The 19,076-nt window shown below is 44.2% G+C and carries 18 protein-coding genes and 1 pseudogene; 17 read left to right on the top strand and 2 right to left on the bottom strand.

From position 1 onward, the window contains the following. Positions 1–99: 99 nt before the first annotated feature. The gene (gene argS, locus PXH68_RS09465; RefSeq protein WP_248027843.1) at positions 100–1,788 is read right to left on the bottom strand and encodes an arginine--tRNA ligase; all 1,689 of its coding nucleotides are present in this window, start codon (positions 1,786–1,788) and stop codon (positions 100–102) included. Between the two features lie 103 nt (positions 1,789–1,891). Here argS and argR point away from each other — a divergent pair, with 103 nt between their 5' ends. The 8 genes from argR (at position 1,892) to PXH68_RS09425 (ending at position 9,975) form a co-directional block, all read left to right on the top strand. Further along, positions 1,892–2,344 carry an arginine repressor gene (gene argR, locus PXH68_RS09460; RefSeq protein ID WP_248027842.1) on the top strand — a complete coding sequence of 151 codons (453 nt, stop codon included), beginning with the start codon at positions 1,892–1,894 and terminating at the stop codon, positions 2,342–2,344. A gap of 3 nt (positions 2,345–2,347) precedes the next feature. Beyond that, a complete protein-coding gene (gene mutS / locus PXH68_RS09455) occupies positions 2,348–4,888 on the top strand; it encodes a DNA mismatch repair protein MutS (protein WP_248027840.1) in 2,541 nt (846 codons plus the stop codon). A gap of 236 nt (positions 4,889–5,124) precedes the next feature. Continuing rightward, complete coding sequence (locus PXH68_RS09450) at positions 5,125–5,568, top strand: LytTR family DNA-binding domain-containing protein (protein ID WP_248027839.1); 444 nt, start codon at positions 5,125–5,127, stop codon at positions 5,566–5,568. Continuing rightward, positions 5,565–6,005: a DUF3021 domain-containing protein gene (locus PXH68_RS09445; protein ID WP_248027837.1), complete on the top strand. Its 441-nt coding sequence runs from the start codon at positions 5,565–5,567 to the stop codon at positions 6,003–6,005. The genes PXH68_RS09450 and PXH68_RS09445 overlap by 4 nt, the downstream gene beginning before the upstream one ends. Before the next feature lie 46 nt (positions 6,006–6,051). Continuing rightward, on the top strand, positions 6,052–6,225 hold the full coding sequence (locus tag PXH68_RS09440; protein ID WP_205030916.1) for a hypothetical protein: 174 nt from the start codon (positions 6,052–6,054) through the stop codon (positions 6,223–6,225). Positions 6,226–6,280: 55 nt separating this feature from the next. Beyond that, on the top strand, positions 6,281–8,224 hold the full coding sequence (gene mutL, locus PXH68_RS09435) for a DNA mismatch repair endonuclease MutL (protein ID WP_248027835.1): 1,944 nt from the start codon (positions 6,281–6,283) through the stop codon (positions 8,222–8,224). A 40-nt stretch (positions 8,225–8,264) separates the two neighbouring features. After that, positions 8,265–8,855, top strand: a complete 591-nt coding sequence (ruvA, locus tag PXH68_RS09430) for a Holliday junction branch migration protein RuvA (protein ID WP_248027833.1) — start codon at positions 8,265–8,267, stop codon at positions 8,853–8,855. 568 nt (positions 8,856–9,423) lie between these two features. Continuing rightward, a complete protein-coding gene (locus PXH68_RS09425; protein ID WP_248027831.1) occupies positions 9,424–9,975 on the top strand; it encodes a DNA-3-methyladenine glycosylase I in 552 nt (183 codons plus the stop codon). 129 nt (positions 9,976–10,104) lie between these two features. Here the strand turns inward: PXH68_RS09425 and PXH68_RS09420 are convergent. Then, positions 10,105–10,278: pseudogene (locus PXH68_RS09420) on the bottom strand (helix-turn-helix domain-containing protein); the annotation flags it as partial. 433 nt (positions 10,279–10,711) lie between these two features. Between PXH68_RS09420 and PXH68_RS09415 the strand changes: the two are divergent. The 9 genes from PXH68_RS09415 (at position 10,712) to PXH68_RS09375 (ending at position 18,957) form a co-directional block, all read left to right on the top strand. Further along, positions 10,712–11,893 (top strand): competence/damage-inducible protein A, encoded by a 1,182-nt coding sequence (locus PXH68_RS09415; RefSeq protein WP_248027827.1) that lies wholly within the window; start codon positions 10,712–10,714, stop codon positions 11,891–11,893. Between the two features lie 49 nt (positions 11,894–11,942). Next, complete coding sequence (gene recA, locus PXH68_RS09410) at positions 11,943–13,088, top strand: recombinase RecA (RefSeq protein WP_248027824.1); 1,146 nt, start codon at positions 11,943–11,945, stop codon at positions 13,086–13,088. Between the two features lie 176 nt (positions 13,089–13,264). Continuing rightward, positions 13,265–13,663: a transcriptional regulator Spx gene (spx, locus tag PXH68_RS09405; RefSeq protein WP_158456245.1), complete on the top strand. Its 399-nt coding sequence runs from the start codon at positions 13,265–13,267 to the stop codon at positions 13,661–13,663. A gap of 113 nt (positions 13,664–13,776) precedes the next feature. After that, a complete protein-coding gene (locus PXH68_RS09400) occupies positions 13,777–14,043 on the top strand; it encodes an IreB family regulatory phosphoprotein (protein ID WP_158456247.1) in 267 nt (88 codons plus the stop codon). Beyond that, the gene (ruvX, locus tag PXH68_RS09395; RefSeq protein WP_158456249.1) at positions 14,043–14,462 is read left to right on the top strand and encodes a Holliday junction resolvase RuvX; all 420 of its coding nucleotides are present in this window, start codon (positions 14,043–14,045) and stop codon (positions 14,460–14,462) included. The genes PXH68_RS09400 and ruvX overlap by 1 nt, the downstream gene beginning before the upstream one ends. Positions 14,463–14,472: 10 nt before the next feature. Continuing rightward, the gene (locus PXH68_RS09390) at positions 14,473–14,799 is read left to right on the top strand and encodes a DUF1292 domain-containing protein (protein ID WP_205030924.1); all 327 of its coding nucleotides are present in this window, start codon (positions 14,473–14,475) and stop codon (positions 14,797–14,799) included. A gap of 113 nt (positions 14,800–14,912) precedes the next feature. Further along, positions 14,913–15,812 carry a helix-turn-helix domain-containing protein gene (locus PXH68_RS09385; protein WP_248027822.1) on the top strand — a complete coding sequence of 300 codons (900 nt, stop codon included), beginning with the start codon at positions 14,913–14,915 and terminating at the stop codon, positions 15,810–15,812. A 201-nt stretch (positions 15,813–16,013) separates the two neighbouring features. Beyond that, positions 16,014–17,243, top strand: coding sequence for a bifunctional folylpolyglutamate synthase/dihydrofolate synthase (locus PXH68_RS09380; protein WP_248027820.1), 1,230 nt, complete (start codon positions 16,014–16,016; stop codon positions 17,241–17,243). A gap of 208 nt (positions 17,244–17,451) precedes the next feature. Next, the gene (locus PXH68_RS09375; RefSeq protein ID WP_248027818.1) at positions 17,452–18,957 is read left to right on the top strand and encodes a quinol oxidase; all 1,506 of its coding nucleotides are present in this window, start codon (positions 17,452–17,454) and stop codon (positions 18,955–18,957) included. Positions 18,958–19,076 lie beyond the last annotated feature (119 nt).

Genomic DNA, 19,076 nt, shown 5'->3' with positions numbered 1-19,076 from the left:
TCCTATCATTCCCTCAAAAAAACTGACCATAGGTCAGTTTTTTTGTTGCCTAGGTGTAATTGATTGCATAGAAAAAAAGCTGAGTAATCAGCTTTTTTCTTACATTTTTTCAGGAGCTTGCACACCTAGGAGACGAAGAGATTCTTTGAGGACAAGGCCTGTTGCATAAGCCAGAGCCAGTCGGCTATCGCGTTCAGGGCTTTCATCCAAGATACGAGTGTGTGCGTAGTACTTGTTGAAGGCTTGCGCCAGGTTAATAGCATACTTAGCGATGAGTGATGGATCAAACTTATTGCCAGCACGTTCTACAACAGTTGAGAAGTTTTGGATGTGTTTGATGATTTCCCAGCTTTCTGCGTCAGCTAGTTTGTAGTCATTTTCTGCGATTGGGATAAAGTTTGCTTTGCGCAGGATAGACTGGATGCGGGCGTATGCGTATTGCACATAAGGACCTGTCTCACCTTCAAAGGAAACCATGGCTTCCAGGTCAAAGTCGTAGCCGTTGTCACGGTCGGTTTTAAGATCGTAAAACTTAACAGCGCCGACACCAACTGCGTGCGCCACTTCTTCCTTGTTTTCAAGGTCAGGGTTTTTGGCCTCGATTTGAGTGAGGGCACGTGAAATGGCTTCGTCAAGAGTTGGCTCGAGCAGGATGATGTTTCCTTTACGAGTAGAGAGCTTTTTCTTATCCTTGGTCACCAAACCGAAGGTGATATGTGTCATATCGTCGCTCCAGTCGTAATCCATTTCTTTCAAAACGGCCTTCAGTTGTTTGAAGTGATTGATTTGCTCTTGGCCAACGACATAGAGGCTTTTCACGAAGTCATAGGTTCGTTTGCGGTACATAGCTGTCGCCATATCACGCGTGATATAAAGAGTCGCACCGTCTGTTTTTCGGATGAGAGCTGGTGGAAGATTGTAGCTCTCAAGGTCAACGATTTGTGCGCCTTTTGATTCTTTAAGGAGTCCTTTTTCTTCTAGGATTTGGATGCCTTCATCCATCTTGTCGTTATAGAAGGCTTCGCCATTGAAACTGTCGAATTGGACACCTAGCTTGTCGTAGATGCGGTTAAATTCGACCAAGCTTTCATCACGGAACCACTGCCATAATTCCAAGGCTTCTTGGTCACCATCTTCCAATTTTTTGAACCATTGGCGTGCTTCTTCATCCAATTCAGGTTTTTCTTCAGCTTCAGCATTGATTCGAACATACAGTTTGAGCAACTCAGCGATTGGATTAGCTTCGACGGCGGCCTTATCACCCCAGAGTTTGTAAGCAACGATCAACATACCAAACTGCTTGCCCCAGTCTCCCAAGTGGTTGATACGGATAGGATTGTAGCCTAGCTTTGCATGGATGTTGGCAAGGGCATCTCCGATAACGGTTGAACGTAAATGCCCAACTGAGAAAGGCTTGGCAATGTTTGGGCTAGACATGTCGATGGTAACATTGTGGCCTTGACCGATGTTGGCTTGACCGTACTGCTCTTTTTCAGTGATGACTTGGGTCAAAACCTGATGAGAGATTGCTGCTTTATCGAAGAAGAAGTTGACATAAGGACCAGTTGCAAGGACTTTTTCAAAACCAGAGGTGTCTAGTTTTTCAACGATATCTGTTGCAATGGCTTGTGGTGCCCTACGTTCGATTTTTGCCAAGGAGAAGGCGGGAAAGGCTAAGTCACCCATTTCTGATGATTTTGGTGTTTCCAGTAGAGAATAAATGGTTTCTAATTCTAGATTGGGTAAAACAGCTGCCAAACGTTCAGCAACTACTTGTTTTTGATTCATAATTCTTCCTCCAATTTCATTCTTCTATTCTACCACAAAATGTCAACAGATAGCGTAAAAAATGATATAATGGCACTATAAATAGACAGCAAGAGGTAGAAAAATGAGCAAGCGAATTCGTCACCAACGAATTAAGAAAATGATTACAGAGCAAAAGATTGGTCGCCAGGCAGACATTCAATTAGGGTTAGAGGCTGAAGGGATTCGAGTGACTCAAACGACCCTTTCGCGCGACTTGCGAGAACTGGGGCTGATTAAGCTCTATGAGGAGGGTCAGGCTTACTATGCCTTGCCAGAGAAAGAAGAAGTGACTGTTTTTGGACAACGCTTGGCCAAGTATGCCGTCAAGCTTGAACGCGCCAGCTTTATCCTTGTCTTGCACTGCGAAGTGGGAGAGGCTGCCCTGATGGCAAATATTATCGATGCTGAAAAGCCTGCCCATATCTTGGGGACCTTGGCGGGAGCAGATACGCTGTTGGTTATCTGTCGTGATGAGGCAGCTGCTCAGCAGGTAGAAGATGAAATCAGTGTTTATATTGATGGGGGAAGAGGGTAGGCTATGGCAGTAGAGAAAATTTCCCCAGGCATGCAGCAGTATCTGGATATAAAAGCACAGTATCCAGATGCTTTTTTGCTTTTCCGTATGGGAGACTTTTATGAGTTATTTTATGAAGATGCGGTAGAAGCGGCGCAGATTTTGGAACTGTCCCTGACCAGTCGTAATAAGAATGCGGAGAATCCGATTCCTATGGCGGGGGTACCGTATCACGCGGCACAACAGTATATCGACACACTTGTTGAATTGGGGCATAAGGTCGCAATTGCTGAGCAGATGGAAGATCCTAAGCAGGCAGTCGGTGTGGTCAAGCGGGAAGTGGTGCAGGTCATTACTCCTGGTACGGTAACAGACTCGTCCAAAATGGGAGCAGACAGTAACTATTTAGTTGCGATTGACCGTCAGGGAGTGCAGTTCGCACTTTCTTATATGGATGTGTCAACAGGTCAATTTTTCGTGACTAGTTTGGATGATTTTACTAGTCTTTGCGGTGAAATCCGCAATTTACGAGCACGTGAATTGGTCATCGGCTATGCTTTGTCGGAGGAAGAGGAGCAGGTCTTCTCCAATCAGATGAACTTGTTGCTGTCTTTTGAAGATGAGGTGACGGAGGATGTTCAGCTGATTGATAACTCCTTGACAGACTTGGAAAAGGCTGCGGCTGGGAAACTCCTCAGCTACCTGCACCGGACACAGATGCGGGATTTGAGCCACTTGCAGAAGGTGGTCCATTATGAAATCAAGGACTATCTGCAAATGGACTATGCAACCAAGTCCAGTCTGGACCTGCTTGAAAACGGTCGGACAGGCAAGAAGCATGGTAGTTTGTACTGGTTGCTAGACGAAACCAAGACAGCCATGGGTATGCGACTATTGCGGACATGGATTGATCGTCCCTTGATTGACCTTAAGCGGATTGAGAATCGTCAGGCTGTCGTTCAGGTTTTTCTGGATTACTTCTTTGAACGGAGTGACTTGGTCGAGGCTTTAAAAGGTGTCTATGACATCGAACGTTTGGCCAGTCGGGTGTCTTTTGGAAAAACCATGCCCAAGGATCTCTTGCAGCTCTCCCAGACTCTAGGAAATATCCCAGCAATCAAGAATATCTTGCTACAAATCAATGAGCCTGCTCTAGGCAATCTGGTAGCTGGATTGGACCCAATTCCAGAACTGCACGCTCTCATCAGCTCTGCTATTGACCCAGAAGCCCAAGGGACCATCACAGATGGAAACATCATCCGTACGGGCTTTGATGAAACGCTGGATCAGTACCGTCTGGTCATGCGTGAGGGAGCGGGTTGGATTGCGGAGATTGAGGCCAAGGAGCGTGAAGCGTCTGGTATCAACAATCTTAAGATTGATTACAATAAAAAAGACGGTTACTATTTCCATGTGACCAATTCCAATCTGGGCAACGTGCCGGACCATTTTTTCCGTAAGGCGACCTTGAAAAACTCGGAGCGCTATGGAACGGAAGAGTTGGCTAAGATCGAAGGGCAGATGTTGGAGGCGCGTGATAAGTCTGCTAATTTGGAGTACGAGATTTTCATGCGGATTCGCCAAGAGGTTGAGAAGTATATCGGTCGCTTGCAGAAGTTGGCTCGGACCATTGCAACTATCGATGTTTTGCAGGCCTTTGCAGTTGTGGCAGAGCAGCAACATTTGGTTTGTCCACGCTTTACAGATCAAAGAGAATTGACCATTGACCGTGGTCGTCATGCGGTGGTGGAGAAAGTCATGGGCAAGCAGACCTACATTCCCAACTCTATTCACTTGGATACGGATACGCATATGCAATTGATTACTGGTCCAAACATGAGTGGTAAGTCTACCTATATGCGGCAGTTGGCGGTTATCGTCATCATGGCGCAGATGGGTTCCTATGTGCCTGCGGATCAGGCTGCATTGCCGATTTTCGATGCTATTTTTACCCGTATTGGGGCGGCAGACGACTTGGTCAGCGGACAGTCTACCTTTATGGTTGAGATGATGGAGGCCAATAAGGCGGTCCGTCTGGCGACAAATCGTTCGCTCATACTCTTTGATGAGTTGGGACGGGGGACGGCCACCTATGACGGCATGGCTCTGGCCCAGTCTATCATCGAGTACATCCACGACAAGATTGGTGCCAAGACTCTCTTTGCCACCCACTACCATGAGTTGACAGACCTTAGTCAGACCTTGGAACACTTAGAGAATGTCCATGTATCGACCTTGGAGAAGGACGGCCAAGTCACATTCCTCCACAAGATTGCCCAAGGCCCAGCTGATAAGTCCTACGGGATTCATGTGGCTAAGATTGCGGGAATGCCAGAGGAGCTATTGCAGCGGGCGGATAGGATTTTGCAGACGCTTGAAAACCAAGCCCCTACTGCACCAACTCACCCAGCTCCGTCAGTTGTGGAAGAGCCGTCTGGTCAAATCGACCTCTTCGCAGACACGCCTTCTCACCCAGTCCTCGATGAACTGGAAAAACTAGACATCTACAATATGACCCCAATGGAAGTCATGATGAGGGTGGCAGAATTGAAGAAAAAACTATAATATAGTCATTTAGTTTGCTTTATTACTTCGTTAACTCACTTTGCCGTACTCCAGTACTGTCTGCAGCTCGTTGCCTAGTACTAAAAGCAAACTAAAAGACTATACATTGAAAGTCAGGACAGCTGTTCTGGCTTTTTTCCGTTTAGTGCAGGAAATCGACCACATAGCCAAAAGCCCTTGAAACCACTAGAAAAATGGTGTTTAATAGGGACAGAGGGAAAGAGAAAGGAGAACAGATGAAAGTAAAACTAGCTATTTCACCAGAGATTTTGGAAGATTTGGTGACTATTGAAGCACAGGCTATGTCTGAGCAGATTACTAACTTGGTGGCCTATGTTCAAAACCTAGACAAGCAGACTTCCAGATTGACAGTCAAAAAAGGAGAGCAGGTTTATCTTTTGGAGCATGGTGAGATAGTCAGACTCTACTTGGAAGACAAGGTTTTGCAGGTGGAAACGGTGGGAGATTCCTTCACTTCCAACTTACGCTTGTATCAGGTTAAGGAGGAATTGCCAGTCAATTTCTTACAAATTTCCCAGTCGGAAATCATTCACATCAAGCAATTGGATCACCTCAAGTTGACAGCCAATGGTCTGGTCAAACTAGTCATGAAAAATGGCTCTGTCACCTACTCGTCCCGTCGTTATTTAAAATCCATCAAAGAAAGGTTAGGACTATGAAAAAATACATCTTATCAGCCAGTTTAGGCCTTACAATCGGAACAATGATTTCTATCATCACATCGGCCGTCTTTGGACAGGGAGCTTATCTTCCGCTCAATCCTTTTTCAACCATGGGGGCTTACTACCTAAGCAATTTTAATCAGGTAACCGTCATGTTAATCTGTGTGCTGACTTGGGCAGCAATCGGTATCTTGTTTCAGCTGGCAGACAAGATTTTTGAACAGGATTGGAGCCTTTTGCGAATGACTGCAACGCATTTTTGCATCACAGCTTTAGGCTTCACACCGTTGAGCATTTTGGCTGGCTGGTTTCCGCTCAATCTTGCCTCTCTTCTCTTCTTCTGGTTTATCTTTGTCTTGGTCTACGTTTCTCTCTTTTTCCTAAATTATCGGAAAATGGAGCGGCACATCGAGGAGATCAATGGAAAATTGTAGGCGGAGGGCAATCTGTGGTATAATGGCTAGAAAGATTGGAGTGTTTATGAAAGTATTATTAACCATTTTATATAGCGTGGCTATCGGATACAACCTCTTGTACTTGGCTTATAATGTCCAGCGGACGTCGATGTTCAACCTCTTGTGGTCGGTGGTCATTATCATCGCCTGTTCGATCAACCTCTACTTTCTTTGGAAAAACAAGCAGCAGTCCGAATAGGGACTGCTTTTGCTTTGTGGTATAATAGGACTATTAAATATACAGGAAGAATATCATGTCACAAATTATTGAATTACCAGAGATTTTAGCCAACCAGATTGCGGCGGGCGAGGTGATTGAACGTCCAGCCAGCGTGGTCAAGGAGTTGGTGGAGAACTCGATTGATGCAGGTGCGAGCCAGATTGAGATTCGCATTGAAGAAGCTGGACTCAAATCCATTCAAATCACAGACAACGGAGAGGGGATTGCTCCTGACCAGGTGGCATTGGCCCTGCGACGTCATGCGACCAGTAAGATTAAAAATCAGGCAGACCTTTTCCGCATTCGGACCTTGGGTTTTCGTGGTGAAGCCCTGCCGTCGATTGCCTCTGTCAGTCACATGACCATTGAAACGGCGACAGATCAACATACTCATGGTTTGCGTCTGGTTTCCAAAGGCGGAGTGATCGAGTCGGAGGAGCCGATCAGCCGCCCAGTCGGCACCCAGATGACTGTTTCGGACCTGTTTTACAATACACCAGCCCGTCTCAAGTATGTCCGCAGTCAACAAGCGGAGTTATCGCATATCGCAGACATCATCAACAGACTGAGCCTGGCCCATCCTGAAATTTCCTTTACCCTAGTTAACGAAGGGCGAGAATTGATGCGTACAGCAGGAACAGGCAAACTTCGTCAAGCTATTTCAGGCATTTACGGCATCGCTTCTGCCAAAAAAATGGTGGAGATTGAGGCGGAAGACCTGGATTTTCGTGTATCGGGTTATGTTTCCTTGCCAGAATTGACTCGTGCCAACCGCAACTATATTTCCATTTTCATCAATGGACGCTATATCAAGAACTTTCTGCTAAACCGTGCCATTTTGGAGGGCTACGGTAGCAAGCTCATGGTAGGTCGTTTTCCGCTGGCTGTGATTTCCATTGAGATTGACCCCTATCTCGCTGATGTCAATGTCCATCCGACTAAGCAAGAGGTCCGCATTTCCAAGGAAAAGGAACTCATGACCCTGATTCGCGAGGCTATTATCAAGGCTCTCAAGGAACAGGATTTAATTCCCGATGCCCTTGAAAACCTAGCTCAGTCTAGCACCCGTCCGAGAGTAAAGGTCAAAGCAGAGCAGGGAACCTTGCCCCTCAAGGAAAGCAATCTCTACTATGATGCCCTTAAGCAGGATTGCTACTTAAAACCAGAAGTAGTTGCCGAGGAAATCAAACCCTTGGAAGAAGACACCAACTTGACAGAAAAGACAAAAGAAGTTGACAAGTCTGTCAATATCAAATTTGCGCAGAGATTAGAAGAGGAACTGGAAGATTTCGACCATCCCCACCTGTCTTCAAAAGAATTGGCTAAATTAGCAGATAAATTAGACCAAGAGGAAACCTCAACATTTCCAGAATTAGAATACTTTGGGCAGATGCACGGTACTTACCTGTTTGCACAAGGGAAAACGGGGCTCTATATCATCGATCAGCACGCCGCACAGGAGCGGGTCAAATATGAATATTATCGTGAAAAGATTGGTCAGGTAGATAACTCCGCCCAGCAGTTATTAGTACCGTATATCTTTGAATTTCCTCAAAATGATGCCATGAATCTGACTCACAAAATGGACGCCCTCCGTCAAGTTGGTGTCAACTTGGAAGAGTATGGTGTCAACCAGTTTATCTTGCGGGAGCATCCTATCTGGATGAAGGAAGAGGAGATTGAGTCAGGCATTTATGAGATGTGCGATATGCTGCTCTTGACAGACCAGGTGTCTATTAAGCAGTATCGGGCAGAACTGGCAATCATGATGTCTTGTAAACGGTCAATCAAGGCCAACCATGCCTTGGATGACTATTCAGCACGCGACTTGTTGCGGCAATTATCTCATTGTCAAAACCCTTATAACTGCCCGCACGGCCGTCCAGTTTTAGTTCATTTTAGCAAATCGGATATGGAGAAGATGTTCCGTCGCATTCAGGAAAATCATACGAGTCTACGTGAACTAGGCAAGTATTAACATAGTTGACAAAGAGTTGACACACTAGTAAAGGAAGTATATGTACGACTATATCAAAGGAATTTTAACAAAAATCACTGCAAAGTATATTGTAGTAGAAACGCATGGAGTTGGTTATCTTTTACAGGTAGCCAATCCCTACGCTTACTCTGGGCAGGTCCAGCAAGAAGTGACTGTCTATACGCATCAAGTGATTCGTGAAGATGCTCATTTGCTTTACGGATTTATGACAGAAGCCGAAAAATCTGTTTTTCTCAGCCTGATTTCTGTTTCAGGCATCGGTCCGACAACAGCTCTAGCGATTATTGCAGTTGATGATAACGACGGTCTGGTGCGGGCTATTGAGCAGAAGAATATTACCTATCTGACCAAGTTTCCAAAAATAGGCAAGAAAACAGCCCAGCAGATGATTTTGGACTTGGAAGGCAAGCTTGTCATGAGCGAAGAAGCGGGTCCTGTTCAACAAGTAGCACCATCCAGTGAAAATATCGCTCTTGATGAAGCTATGGAAGCCATGGAAGCCCTTGGTTACCGACCAGCCGAACTCAAGAAAATCAAGAAATTCTTCGACGGTACCAACGACACCGCAGAAAACTACATCAAGTCAGCCCTTAAAATGTTGATGAAGTAATAGGATACCAAGGCGTTAAGCGATACAAAGCAAAATAGGAAAGCTGACGCAGATGCTTTAGCATCTAGGAAGTCTTTATCTTTTTGCAAAGTATCGTAGCCGTGTTCGAGTAATAAGATACAAAGGACGTAAAGGACAAAGAGAAAATAGACGGCCGAACAGAAATTTTGCTAGAAATTTCGTTGTGAGACCTCCGCAATGACAGCTAGGTAAGAGGCGAGTTTTAACGACGCCTCTTGCCAGATATCAACTGCGTTATTCGGTGATATTTAGGATTTAGGGTTATGTTTCTCACAGTCCTTAGTCCGTGTTCAATTACCGTACCAGTATGATGGTTGCTTAAGCAACTCATCATACTACGGCAATCGCTATTGGCGACTTGCCTAGGTACCTTACTAACTCGCAACAAAAATAATATCGATTTTTGTGGCTCATGTCGTGTCCAGATACAAAGGAGTTAGGTGATACGAAGCAAGTAGAGACTCTCTTTGTTTTTACTGCAACTTTTAGCAAGTGTCCAGTTGTTTTTGATCTAGCATCTCAGTTTTTCTTACAAAAAGGAGATATTATGTCCCGTTGTGCTTGGGTCAATCCCAACAATCCACTCTATATTGCTTACCATGATGAAGAATGGGGCAAGCCGCTACATGATGAGCAGGCTCTATTTGAGTTGCTCTGCTTGGAGTCCTACCAAGCTGGACTTTCCTGGGAAATTGTCCTCAACAAACGCCAGGCTTTCCGCTCTGCCTTTTTCAACTACGATGTTCAAAAGGTGGCAGCTATGATAGACAGCGAGTTGGATAGACTTCTGGCTAACCCAGATATTATTCGCCATAAGGCCAAGCTGTATGCGACCCGTGCCAATGCTCAGGCCTTTCTTCGAGTACAGGAGGAGTTTGGGACTTTTGAACACTATATCTGGTCTTGGGTTGACTTTACACCGATTGACAACCCTGTCAAGTCCTTCCGAGAGCTACCGACAAAGAGTGACCTATCCGAACGCCTGTCCAAAGATTTGAAAAAACGAGGCTTCAAATTTGTCGGTCCTGTCTGTGTTTATTCCTATTTACAAGCGGCGGGTTTACTGAATGAGCATGAGGTAAATTGCCAATATCAATAAAATGAGCGGAATAATCCAGCTCATTTTTTGTAGAATTTTTCCAACTCGATACGCATGGTTTCTAATAAAGTTTCTTCCTGAGTTAATTCAAGAATTGTCAATCCTTAATCAATTAATTCCTGATTGTTCTGACAGATTCCCAGTCGAATGGAAGAAAATCATATTTTCAAACTTAGGCATGGATTGATTGTTCTCAATTTTAGCAAGAGTTGTCCGTGAAAGAACATTTCCACAGACTTGTTCCTGTGTCAGTCCCTTGGACTCTCTAATCATTTTATAAATACTTCCAAAATCCCAACGCATAATGCCTCCAAAATGTGAATAAAGTGTACAAATTTACTAATCACTACAGTTCTATTGTATAATAATATATAAAAAAGAGGTGAAATTTATGAACTGGTTCAAGAAAAAATTTCCATTTGTTTTAGCCTATCTGCTGGTACCTACCCTAGTTTATGAGTGGCTAGGTATGACAGGTGTAAATTATGCTTCGGAGTATTCAGTCGTGTATGCCATGCACTGTCTCGTTCTCATTATCGCGATAACCTTTGTTTACCTCACTCGTTTTCATCGATGAAAGGGATAGGCTGGAATCGATGAAATAAACTCTATAATTTATCAAAATCTCTTGAAAATTCAAGAGATTTTTGACATTTTATGATACAATGAACCAGATTGTGACGGATTTACGAATGAATAAATGAGCAGGTAACTGTATCTTTATCAGAGGAGGAATATGAAAGCAGAACTAATCGCGGTTGGGACAGAGATTTTGACAGGTCAAATCGTTAATACAAACGCCCAGTTTCTTTCGGAGAAATGTGCAGAGCTGGGAATTGATGTTTACTTCCACACAGCTGTGGGGGATAATGCAAACAGGCTTTTGTCTGTTCTGGAGGTGGCTAGCCAACGCAGTGATTTGGTTATCTTGTGTGGAGGTCTGGGGCCAACGGAAGACGACTTGACCAAGCAGACCTTGGCGGCCTTCTTAGGTAGAAACTTGGTTTTTGATGATGAGGCTATGGCAAAATTAGACCGCTTTTTTGCCAGTCGGCCAGGTCGTGTCCGTACGCCTAACAATGAACGTCAGGCACAGATTGTTGAGGGAAGCTTTGCCTTGCAAAATCCAACTGGTTTGGCAGTTGGAGGCATGATTGAGCAAGATGGGGTGTCCTATGTTGTCTTACCTGGTCCGCCTAGCGAACTTAAGGCTATGTTTACAAGAAGTTTACAGCCCTTGCTTATTCAGTCAAGTCAACAACTATACTCTCGTGTCCTACGCTTTTTTGGAATAGGGGAAAGTCAGTTGGTGACTGTTTTAGCAGATTTGATTGACAAGCAAACAGACCCGACTCTTGCTCCGTATGCAAAAGTGGGAGAGGTCACGCTTCGATTATCTACCAAGGCAACTAGCCAAGAAGTTGCAGATCAACGTCTGAATCAGTTGGAAGAAGAAATCTTGCAACGTGACAAACTGGCAGATTACTTCTATGCCTACGGTGAAGAAAATAGCCTGGTACAAACGGTAGCGGTTCGGTTGGTGGCGAAACAAGAAAGCATAGCCATCGTGGAGCAGGGTACAGGTGGCCTCTTGCAGGCTGAATTGAGCCTGGCTCTGGAAAATCAGGCTTATTTTAGCGGTGGGAAAGTCATCGGTCAGCAGGGAACGGGTTCGGGCAGGTGCTGGGAAGAAGCTGGTCGCATTCGGCAGGATTTGCAAGCGGATTTGGGGTTGTCTGTGTCGGTGCTTATCAAGCCAGAATCGACAGAGGACAACGTCCTTGCCAAGGTTTGTCTTGCTCTGGCAAGTACCTCTGGGATTGCCCAAATGGAGGTGGACCTGGGAGGGTATTCCTGGAGTCACATTCGTCAATTGGCGGTGATGCAGGCTCTTGATTTCGTACGAAAAACTTTGTGAAACAGTAAAACTTTGCTATAATGGATTGACTACAAAAGAGGAGAAAGAAATGGCAAAAAAACCTGGTAAAAAATTAGAAGATATTACGAAAAAATTTGGTGATGAGCGTAAAAAAGCGCTCGATGATGCCTTAAAAACAATTGAAAAGGATTTTGGTAAAGGTGCCATTATGCGCCTTGGTGAGCGGGCTGAGCAAAAAGTGCAAGTCATGAGTTCAGGTAGCTTGTCCATTGATATTGCCTTGGGTGCTGGTGGTTATCCTAAAGGCCGTATCATTGAAATTTATGGCCCTGAGTCATCAGGTAAAACAACCGTTGCTCTTCATGCGGTTGCACAGGCGCAAAAAGAAGGTGGAATTGCTGCTTTTATCGATGCGGAGCATGCCTTGGATCCAGCTTATGCGGCAGCTCTTGGTGTCAACATTGACGAGTTGCTCTTGTCACAGCCAGACTCTGGTGAGCAAGGTCTTGAAATCGCAGGAAAGCTGATCGACTCTGGTGCAGTTGACTTGGTTGTTGTGGACTCTGTTGCTGCCCTAGTCCCACGTGCAGAAATCGATGGTGATATTGGTGATAGTCACGTTGGTTTGCAGGCTCGGATGATGAGTCAGGCTATGCGTAAGTTATCGGCTTCTATTAACAAAACCAAAACCATTGCAATCTTTATCAACCAGTTGCGTGAAAAAGTGGGTGTTATGTTTGGTAACCCTGAAACAACACCTGGTGGCCGTGCGCTGAAATTCTATGCATCAGTTCGTATGGATGTTCGTGGTAATACACAAATCAAGGGTACTGGTGACCAGAAAGATCAAAACGTCGGTAAAGAAACCAAGGTTAAGATTGTGAAGAACAAGGTAGCTCCTCCATTTAAGGAAGCTGTCGTGGAAATTATGTACGGTCAGGGGATTTCACAAACTGGTGAATTAATTGAAATCGGTAGCAATCTTGGCATCATTCAGAAAGCAGGAGCTTGGTACTCTTACAACGGTGATAAGATTGGTCAAGGTTCTGAAAATGCTAAGAAGTTCTTGGCAGAAAATCCAGCTATTTTTGAAGAAATTGATCGCAAGATTCGTGTGCATTATGGCTTGATTGAAGATGACCAAGCGGAAGTTCAAGAAGAAGCTGCTCCAGCTATCGACAGCGTTGAAGATGTTGTTTTGGACTTGGATGGCGGCATCGAATTGGAAGATTAAGGAAGAAGTTTGGGGAAACCTAAACTTTTTTCTCTCATTTTTTAGGAAAACGGTTGAAAAAGGGGAAATTCTCCTAAAAAATCTAAAGAAATCGAAAAATAGGTCTTCAGACTGAGTTAGAATGTGGTATAATGGGCTATAATGTGTATAGGACGATGTAGCAAAGGAGTGCCTACATGATTAAAATTTATACTGTTTCTAGTTGTACAAGTTGCAAAAAAGCAAAAAATTGGCTGAATGCTCACCAGCTATCTTATAATGAGCACAACCTCGGTAAGGAATCCATTACCAAGGAAGAAATTTTGAATATCTTAACAAAAACAGAAAATGGGATTGCTTCAATCGTTTCTTCAAAAAACCGCTATGCCAAAAGTTTGGAATGCGATATTGAAGAATTGAGCGTCAGTGAAGTGATTGATTTGATTACTGAAAATCCGCGTATCTTAAAAAGTCCAATCTTAATTGACGAGAAACGCCTGCAGGTTGGTTATAAAGAAGACGATATTCGCGCTTTTCTTCCTCGCTCTGTTCGGAATGTTGAAAACGCCCAGGCAAGAATGCGGGCAGCTCTATAAGATGGATGGAAAGAACTCTGTTTTAAAGGGTTCTTTTCTGCGTTCTTATTGAGTTTTAAGCGCTTTTATGCTATAATGAATAGAATATAATAAAGAAGAAAGAAGGTGTGTGTATGGGATTTACAGAAGAAACTGTCCGTTTCCGTTTAGATGATACCAATAAACAAGAAATCAGTGAAACCTTGACCAATGTGTATCGCTCGTTAGACGAGAAAGGGTATAATCCAATCAACCAGATTGTTGGCTATGTATTGAGTGGAGACCCAGCTTACATACCACGCTACAATGACGCTCGTAATCAAATCCGTAAGTATGAGCGCGATGAAATCGTAGAAGAATTGGTTCGCTTCTACTTGAAGAACAACGGGATTGACCTCTAATGAGGATTATGGGATTAGATGTCGGTTCAAAGACAGTTGGTGTTGCCATTTCAGACCCACTTGGATTTACCGCCCAAGGTCTGGAAATCATCGCAATCGATGAAGAAAAGGGTGTCTTTGGATTGGACAGACTGCGTGAGCTGGTTGAACAATACAAGGTAGAAAAATTTGTTATTGGCTTGCCCAAGAACATGAACAATACAAGTGGTCCCCGAGTGGAGGCCAGTCAAGCCTACGGTTCCTTGGTTGAAAAGGAGTTTCAACTCCCAGTTGATTACCAGGATGAACGTTTGACTACAGTGGCTGCCGAGCGTATGCTGATTGAACAGGCAGATGTCAGCCGCAATAAGCGCAAAAAAGTTATTGATAAGTTGGCTGCCCAGCTGATTTTACAAAATTATTTAGATAGAACATTTTAAGGAGAATACCATGTCACATCATCATCATGACCATGACCACGATCACAACCACGACGAGCGCGAAATGATTACCCTCGTTGACGACCAAGGAAATGAAACCCTGTTCGAGATTCTTTTGACTATCGATGGCCAAGAAGAATTTGGTAAAAACTATGTCTTGCTTGTTCCTGCTGGAGCAGACGAAGATGAGAACGGCGAGATTGAAATTCAAGCTTACTCATTCATTGAAAATGAAAATGGTACGGAAGGCGATCTTCAACCAATCCCAGAAGATGCGACCGCAGAGTGGGATATGATTGAAGAAGTTTTCAACAGTTTCATCGAAGAAGAAGGCTAAACAGAAACGGTTGCGAAAGCAATCGTTTTTTGTGTAAATTTCAGAAAATCATCTTGTCGATACTGGATTACTTTAGTATAATATTAAAGAGAAAAAGGTTTTGGAGTAGTGCTATGGACGACAAGGAATTCGGAAGACGCTTGCGGCAATTGCGGCGTGAAAAGGGCTTGACCATGGAACAGCTGTGCGAGGATGAAAAAGAAATCTCTGTCCGTCAATTGGGAAGGATTGAGGCTGGAAAATCCAAGCCAACCCTATCTAAGATGAATAGTATTGCCAAGCGCTTGGGAGTCAGTCTCTATCAGTTGATGCCTGACTACAAACCCTTGCCTGCCGCCTATCTCCAAATCAAGTATGACTTGCTGCGGACACCGACTTATGGTCATCCAGACTTGCTGCAACAGCGGGCGGACTTGCTTCAGACGGTGTATGAGGACTACTATGATGACTTGCCTGAGGATGAACAGGTCGCCTTGGATGCCCTCCAATCCACCTATGATGTGATCGAGACCAAGACCAGTGATTTTGGGCATGGCATCATTGCTGAATATTTTCATCAAATTCAGATCAAGGATCGATTTAGCCTCAATGACTTGCTGATTATCCGACTGTTTGTGGAACATGTGCGCTATCATCCAGATTATTCAAACGCCAAAGAGCAGCTTTTGGCACTGATTAAGACCTTGCTGACGCAGCAAAATCATTTGGCCAAGGCCGATTTGTTTGTTTTGCGAGACCTCTTGTTTGCGATTGTTGGTCTTTTGGGAAATTGGCATGTCCACCATCCGATGCCGGATCTATTTGAAGCGATTGATCGTATCATGCAAGCCACCCAGGATTTTCAGAAAAAAGCTATCTTGTCCATGTTGCGCTGGAAATACGCCCGACATGTGGAAAAATCAGAAGAGCAAGCCTTTCATTATTATCAAGAAGCCATTGCTTTTGCTCAGTTGATTGGGAATTCGCATTTGGTAGAGCAATTGGAAGAAGATTGGAAAGAGGAAACCCAGTAACAGGACATTTATGTCCTGTTCTTTTTGTTATGGAAACAGTACACTAGTGGCAAAAAGAAAAGGAGTTTGCTTCTCATGTTTGTATTCTTATCTAGTCTGACAGCTGTATTGACCAATTGGAAGGATTGGTGGATTTCTTAGTTGACCTTTCTTTTGCAAAATTACCCGCAACTTGCTAGTATAGTAGGATGGAGGTGGCAGGTGAAAGAATGGTTAGATGGAAAACAAGGTCAGGTTTTCCGCTTTAAAGAAGAAAAGATGCGCTATGCCTTGGAACTCTTGGGCAATCCGCAGGAGAAGGTGCCACTTGTTCATGTGGCTGGTACCAACGGAAAAGGGTCGACCCTTGCTTTCTTGCAAAAAATCCTAGAAAGCCATGGACTCCGTGTGGGGCGGTTTGTCTCCCCCCACATGGTGACCATCGAGGACCGTATCTTGATACAATCAGAGCCGATTCCTACTCCTCGATTTTGGGAATTGGTTAGGCAAGTGCATGATTTAGAGGTAGCAGTCGCGCAGGTCTATGAGGGCTTTCGATATTTTGAAGTAATGGTTCTGGTCATGTTTCTCCATTTTCAAGACCAGGATTTGGACCTAGCGCTGATTGAGGTGGGCATTGGTGGTCTGCACGATTCGACCAATGTCATTGATCCGCTAATGAGTTTGATTACTTCAATCGGTTTGGATCATCAGGACTTGTTGGGGGAGACGATAGAAGATATTGCTTATCAAAAAGCAGGGATTATCAAACCACATCGTCTAGTCCTCCTGGGTGATTTGCCGCTAGAAGCCCAGCAGGTATGTCTGCAAGTTGCTAGCGCTAAGGAAGCGGAAGTCTATCAATTTGGTCGTGATTTTGGTTGGAATGAAGATTTATTCTGGTCAGAGGGTGTAGAAATCCATTTGGATCAACTTGGTTTGCAGGGGGATCATCAGCGCAAGAACGCAGCACTTGCTGTGGAGGCCAGTCGTTTGCTCTTGCCTTTGTTGGGGAAAGAATGGAAGAGAGAATGTATTGCGTTAGCTTTGGCAGAGACAAGCTGGATGGGGCGCTTGGAATTGTTAGTGTCAGAACCCGCAATTTATCTAGATGGTGCCCATAATCTGTCGGCTATTGAGAGTTTAGTGGCTTTTATCAAAGAGGAGGATGGGCCTCAGACGATTCTTTTTTCGGCTTTGAAACGCAAGGATTTTCAAGAAATGCTAGCTTGTTTAGAAAGAGAATTGCCGGATGTGACGCTTGTTTTAACAAGTTTTTCATATGATGGGGCTGTAAAAAAAGATGATTTGCAGTGGCAGGGGGCCTGGGCTGAGGACTACCAAGGTTGGTTAGCAACCTGGCTCAAAGAGGGGCAAGGCAGACTGTTTGTGACGGGTTCTCTCTATTTTATCTCAGAAGTTCGAAAATGGCTTTTGGATCAAAAAAAATAAGAAGATGGATGGCGAATGTCATCCTTTTTTCGAATAGATAAGTATGGAAACAAGAATACCCTATCAAACTGAGTCCCAGCCAAAGGTGACGGGATGGTATAGCTTTCGCCAGTTGGAACAATTGGCCCTGGTAAGGGAAATCAGGGAGAAGAGTGACAAGGAGCAGTCTTTTTGATATAATGATTGAGATTATAGCAAGGAGAAAACTATGACGGAATTCATTGCTTCTCATTCAGAAGATAGCCATTTGTCACGTACAGAAAGAAGAAAAAGGGCAAGCCGTGCTGTTGAAGAACCTACGGACTTCAACCCCAAAGATTACAAGGTCGCAGTTTGGTTGCCACTTTTTTGGAGCTTATTGTTGAGTCTTTTGAGTGTTGCCAATCCCTTTTTGACCTTTTTAGCGTCTAATCTTCAAAGCCAGAATCTGTATGCTGGTGTAGCCATGCAAGCTGGCCAAGTTCCTTACAGTGATTTCTTTGGGACTAGCGGGATTCTGTTTTATCTATTGACCTACTTGGGGAGCTTTTTTCAAACCAGCATCGGTTTAGCGCTTCTCCAATTTTTCTGTCTGGTCATTGCAGGGATTTATCTTCATAAGATTTTAGCCTATTTTGCGCGTTCAAGAGAGGTTGCGAATCAGTTGCTTAGCTGGTTCTACCTGTTGATTGGAGCCCTGAACATAGGTGGGATTACGGCTCCTTTGTATGCCTTGCCGTTTGTCTTGACCTCGGTATGGTTCTTGGTGCGGTATTTCGAAAGGGCTGTAAAGGATGAGAGCTTTATCCTATTTGGAATTGATGCAGCCTTGGTTTTCTTGATTTATCCCAAGGCCACTATCCTCTGGGTGGTGTCTCAGTTGGTCCTTTTGGTCTTCAATACCCGTCACCGTCAGCTTGCAAGGGGGATTTATCAAACCTTAGCTTCTATTTTTGGCTTCCTTTTGGTCCTATACTCTGTCGGCTACTATACCTTTATTGAACAGATTTTGGGTTTGGCTATCCAACAGACCTTCCTCTTTAACTTTGACTTTAGCTTCCAGTTGCAGTCTTCGCTCTATCTGGCTATCTTTTTGCTGGTTTCAGGTATTTTTAGAGGAATTTTCCAACCTCTTTTCCTCCCCAATCGTGCCTCAAATGCCTTTATTCGCGTATTTGTCCTACTGACCATGCTTTTGCAGACTGTTTTCATCGTCTATAATGCCAATGGTGACTGGAGTCAGGCGACGGTTTTGGTACCTTATGGCCTCATTTTGATTGCCATGAGTCTTAAGAAAGAGGAGGAGAGAGAAGACTTTTCTTACCTTGGCTGGTCCTTCTATCTGCCCCTTCTAGTCGTTGGATTTTTCATCGGGCAGCCGGTTTACCAGTACATTACTCAGGATTATGTTCGTGAAGAGCGACAAGAGGTGGCGCGGTATATTCAGGAAAATACTAGCCAGAGCGACCTTATCTTTGCTTGGGACGACAGTGCCCTTCTGTATCTAGATGCCCAGCGCTTTTCATCGGCAACGGTTATCACCGCTGAACCTTATTTGGAAACGGAGTTGAGCAAGTCAACCCTTGTCTATGATTTGAACCGGACCAATGCTAAGTATATCTTGGTCAACAAGGATATACCGGTTTTGGAGGAAGTTCAGGCTACCTTGGACTCCTCTTATTCGGAGTTGGATTTGAATTTGACGCAGTTCCGTTTATATGAAAAAAATAATTGAAAAATGATTGCAAATGCAGTCATTTTTTGCATTTTGAAACTATATATAGTGCATGTCGAACATTTTTAAAAAAAATTCCACAATATATTGATTAATTGTTTGTGAAATGTTACACTATA

The sequence above is a fragment of the Streptococcus sp. 29896 genome, assembly GCF_032594915.1.
Lineage (GTDB): Bacteria > Bacillota > Bacilli > Lactobacillales > Streptococcaceae > Streptococcus > Streptococcus suivaginalis.
The sequence above is the reverse complement of the archived record's forward strand: the minus strand, read 5'-3'. Positions and strand labels throughout refer to the sequence as shown.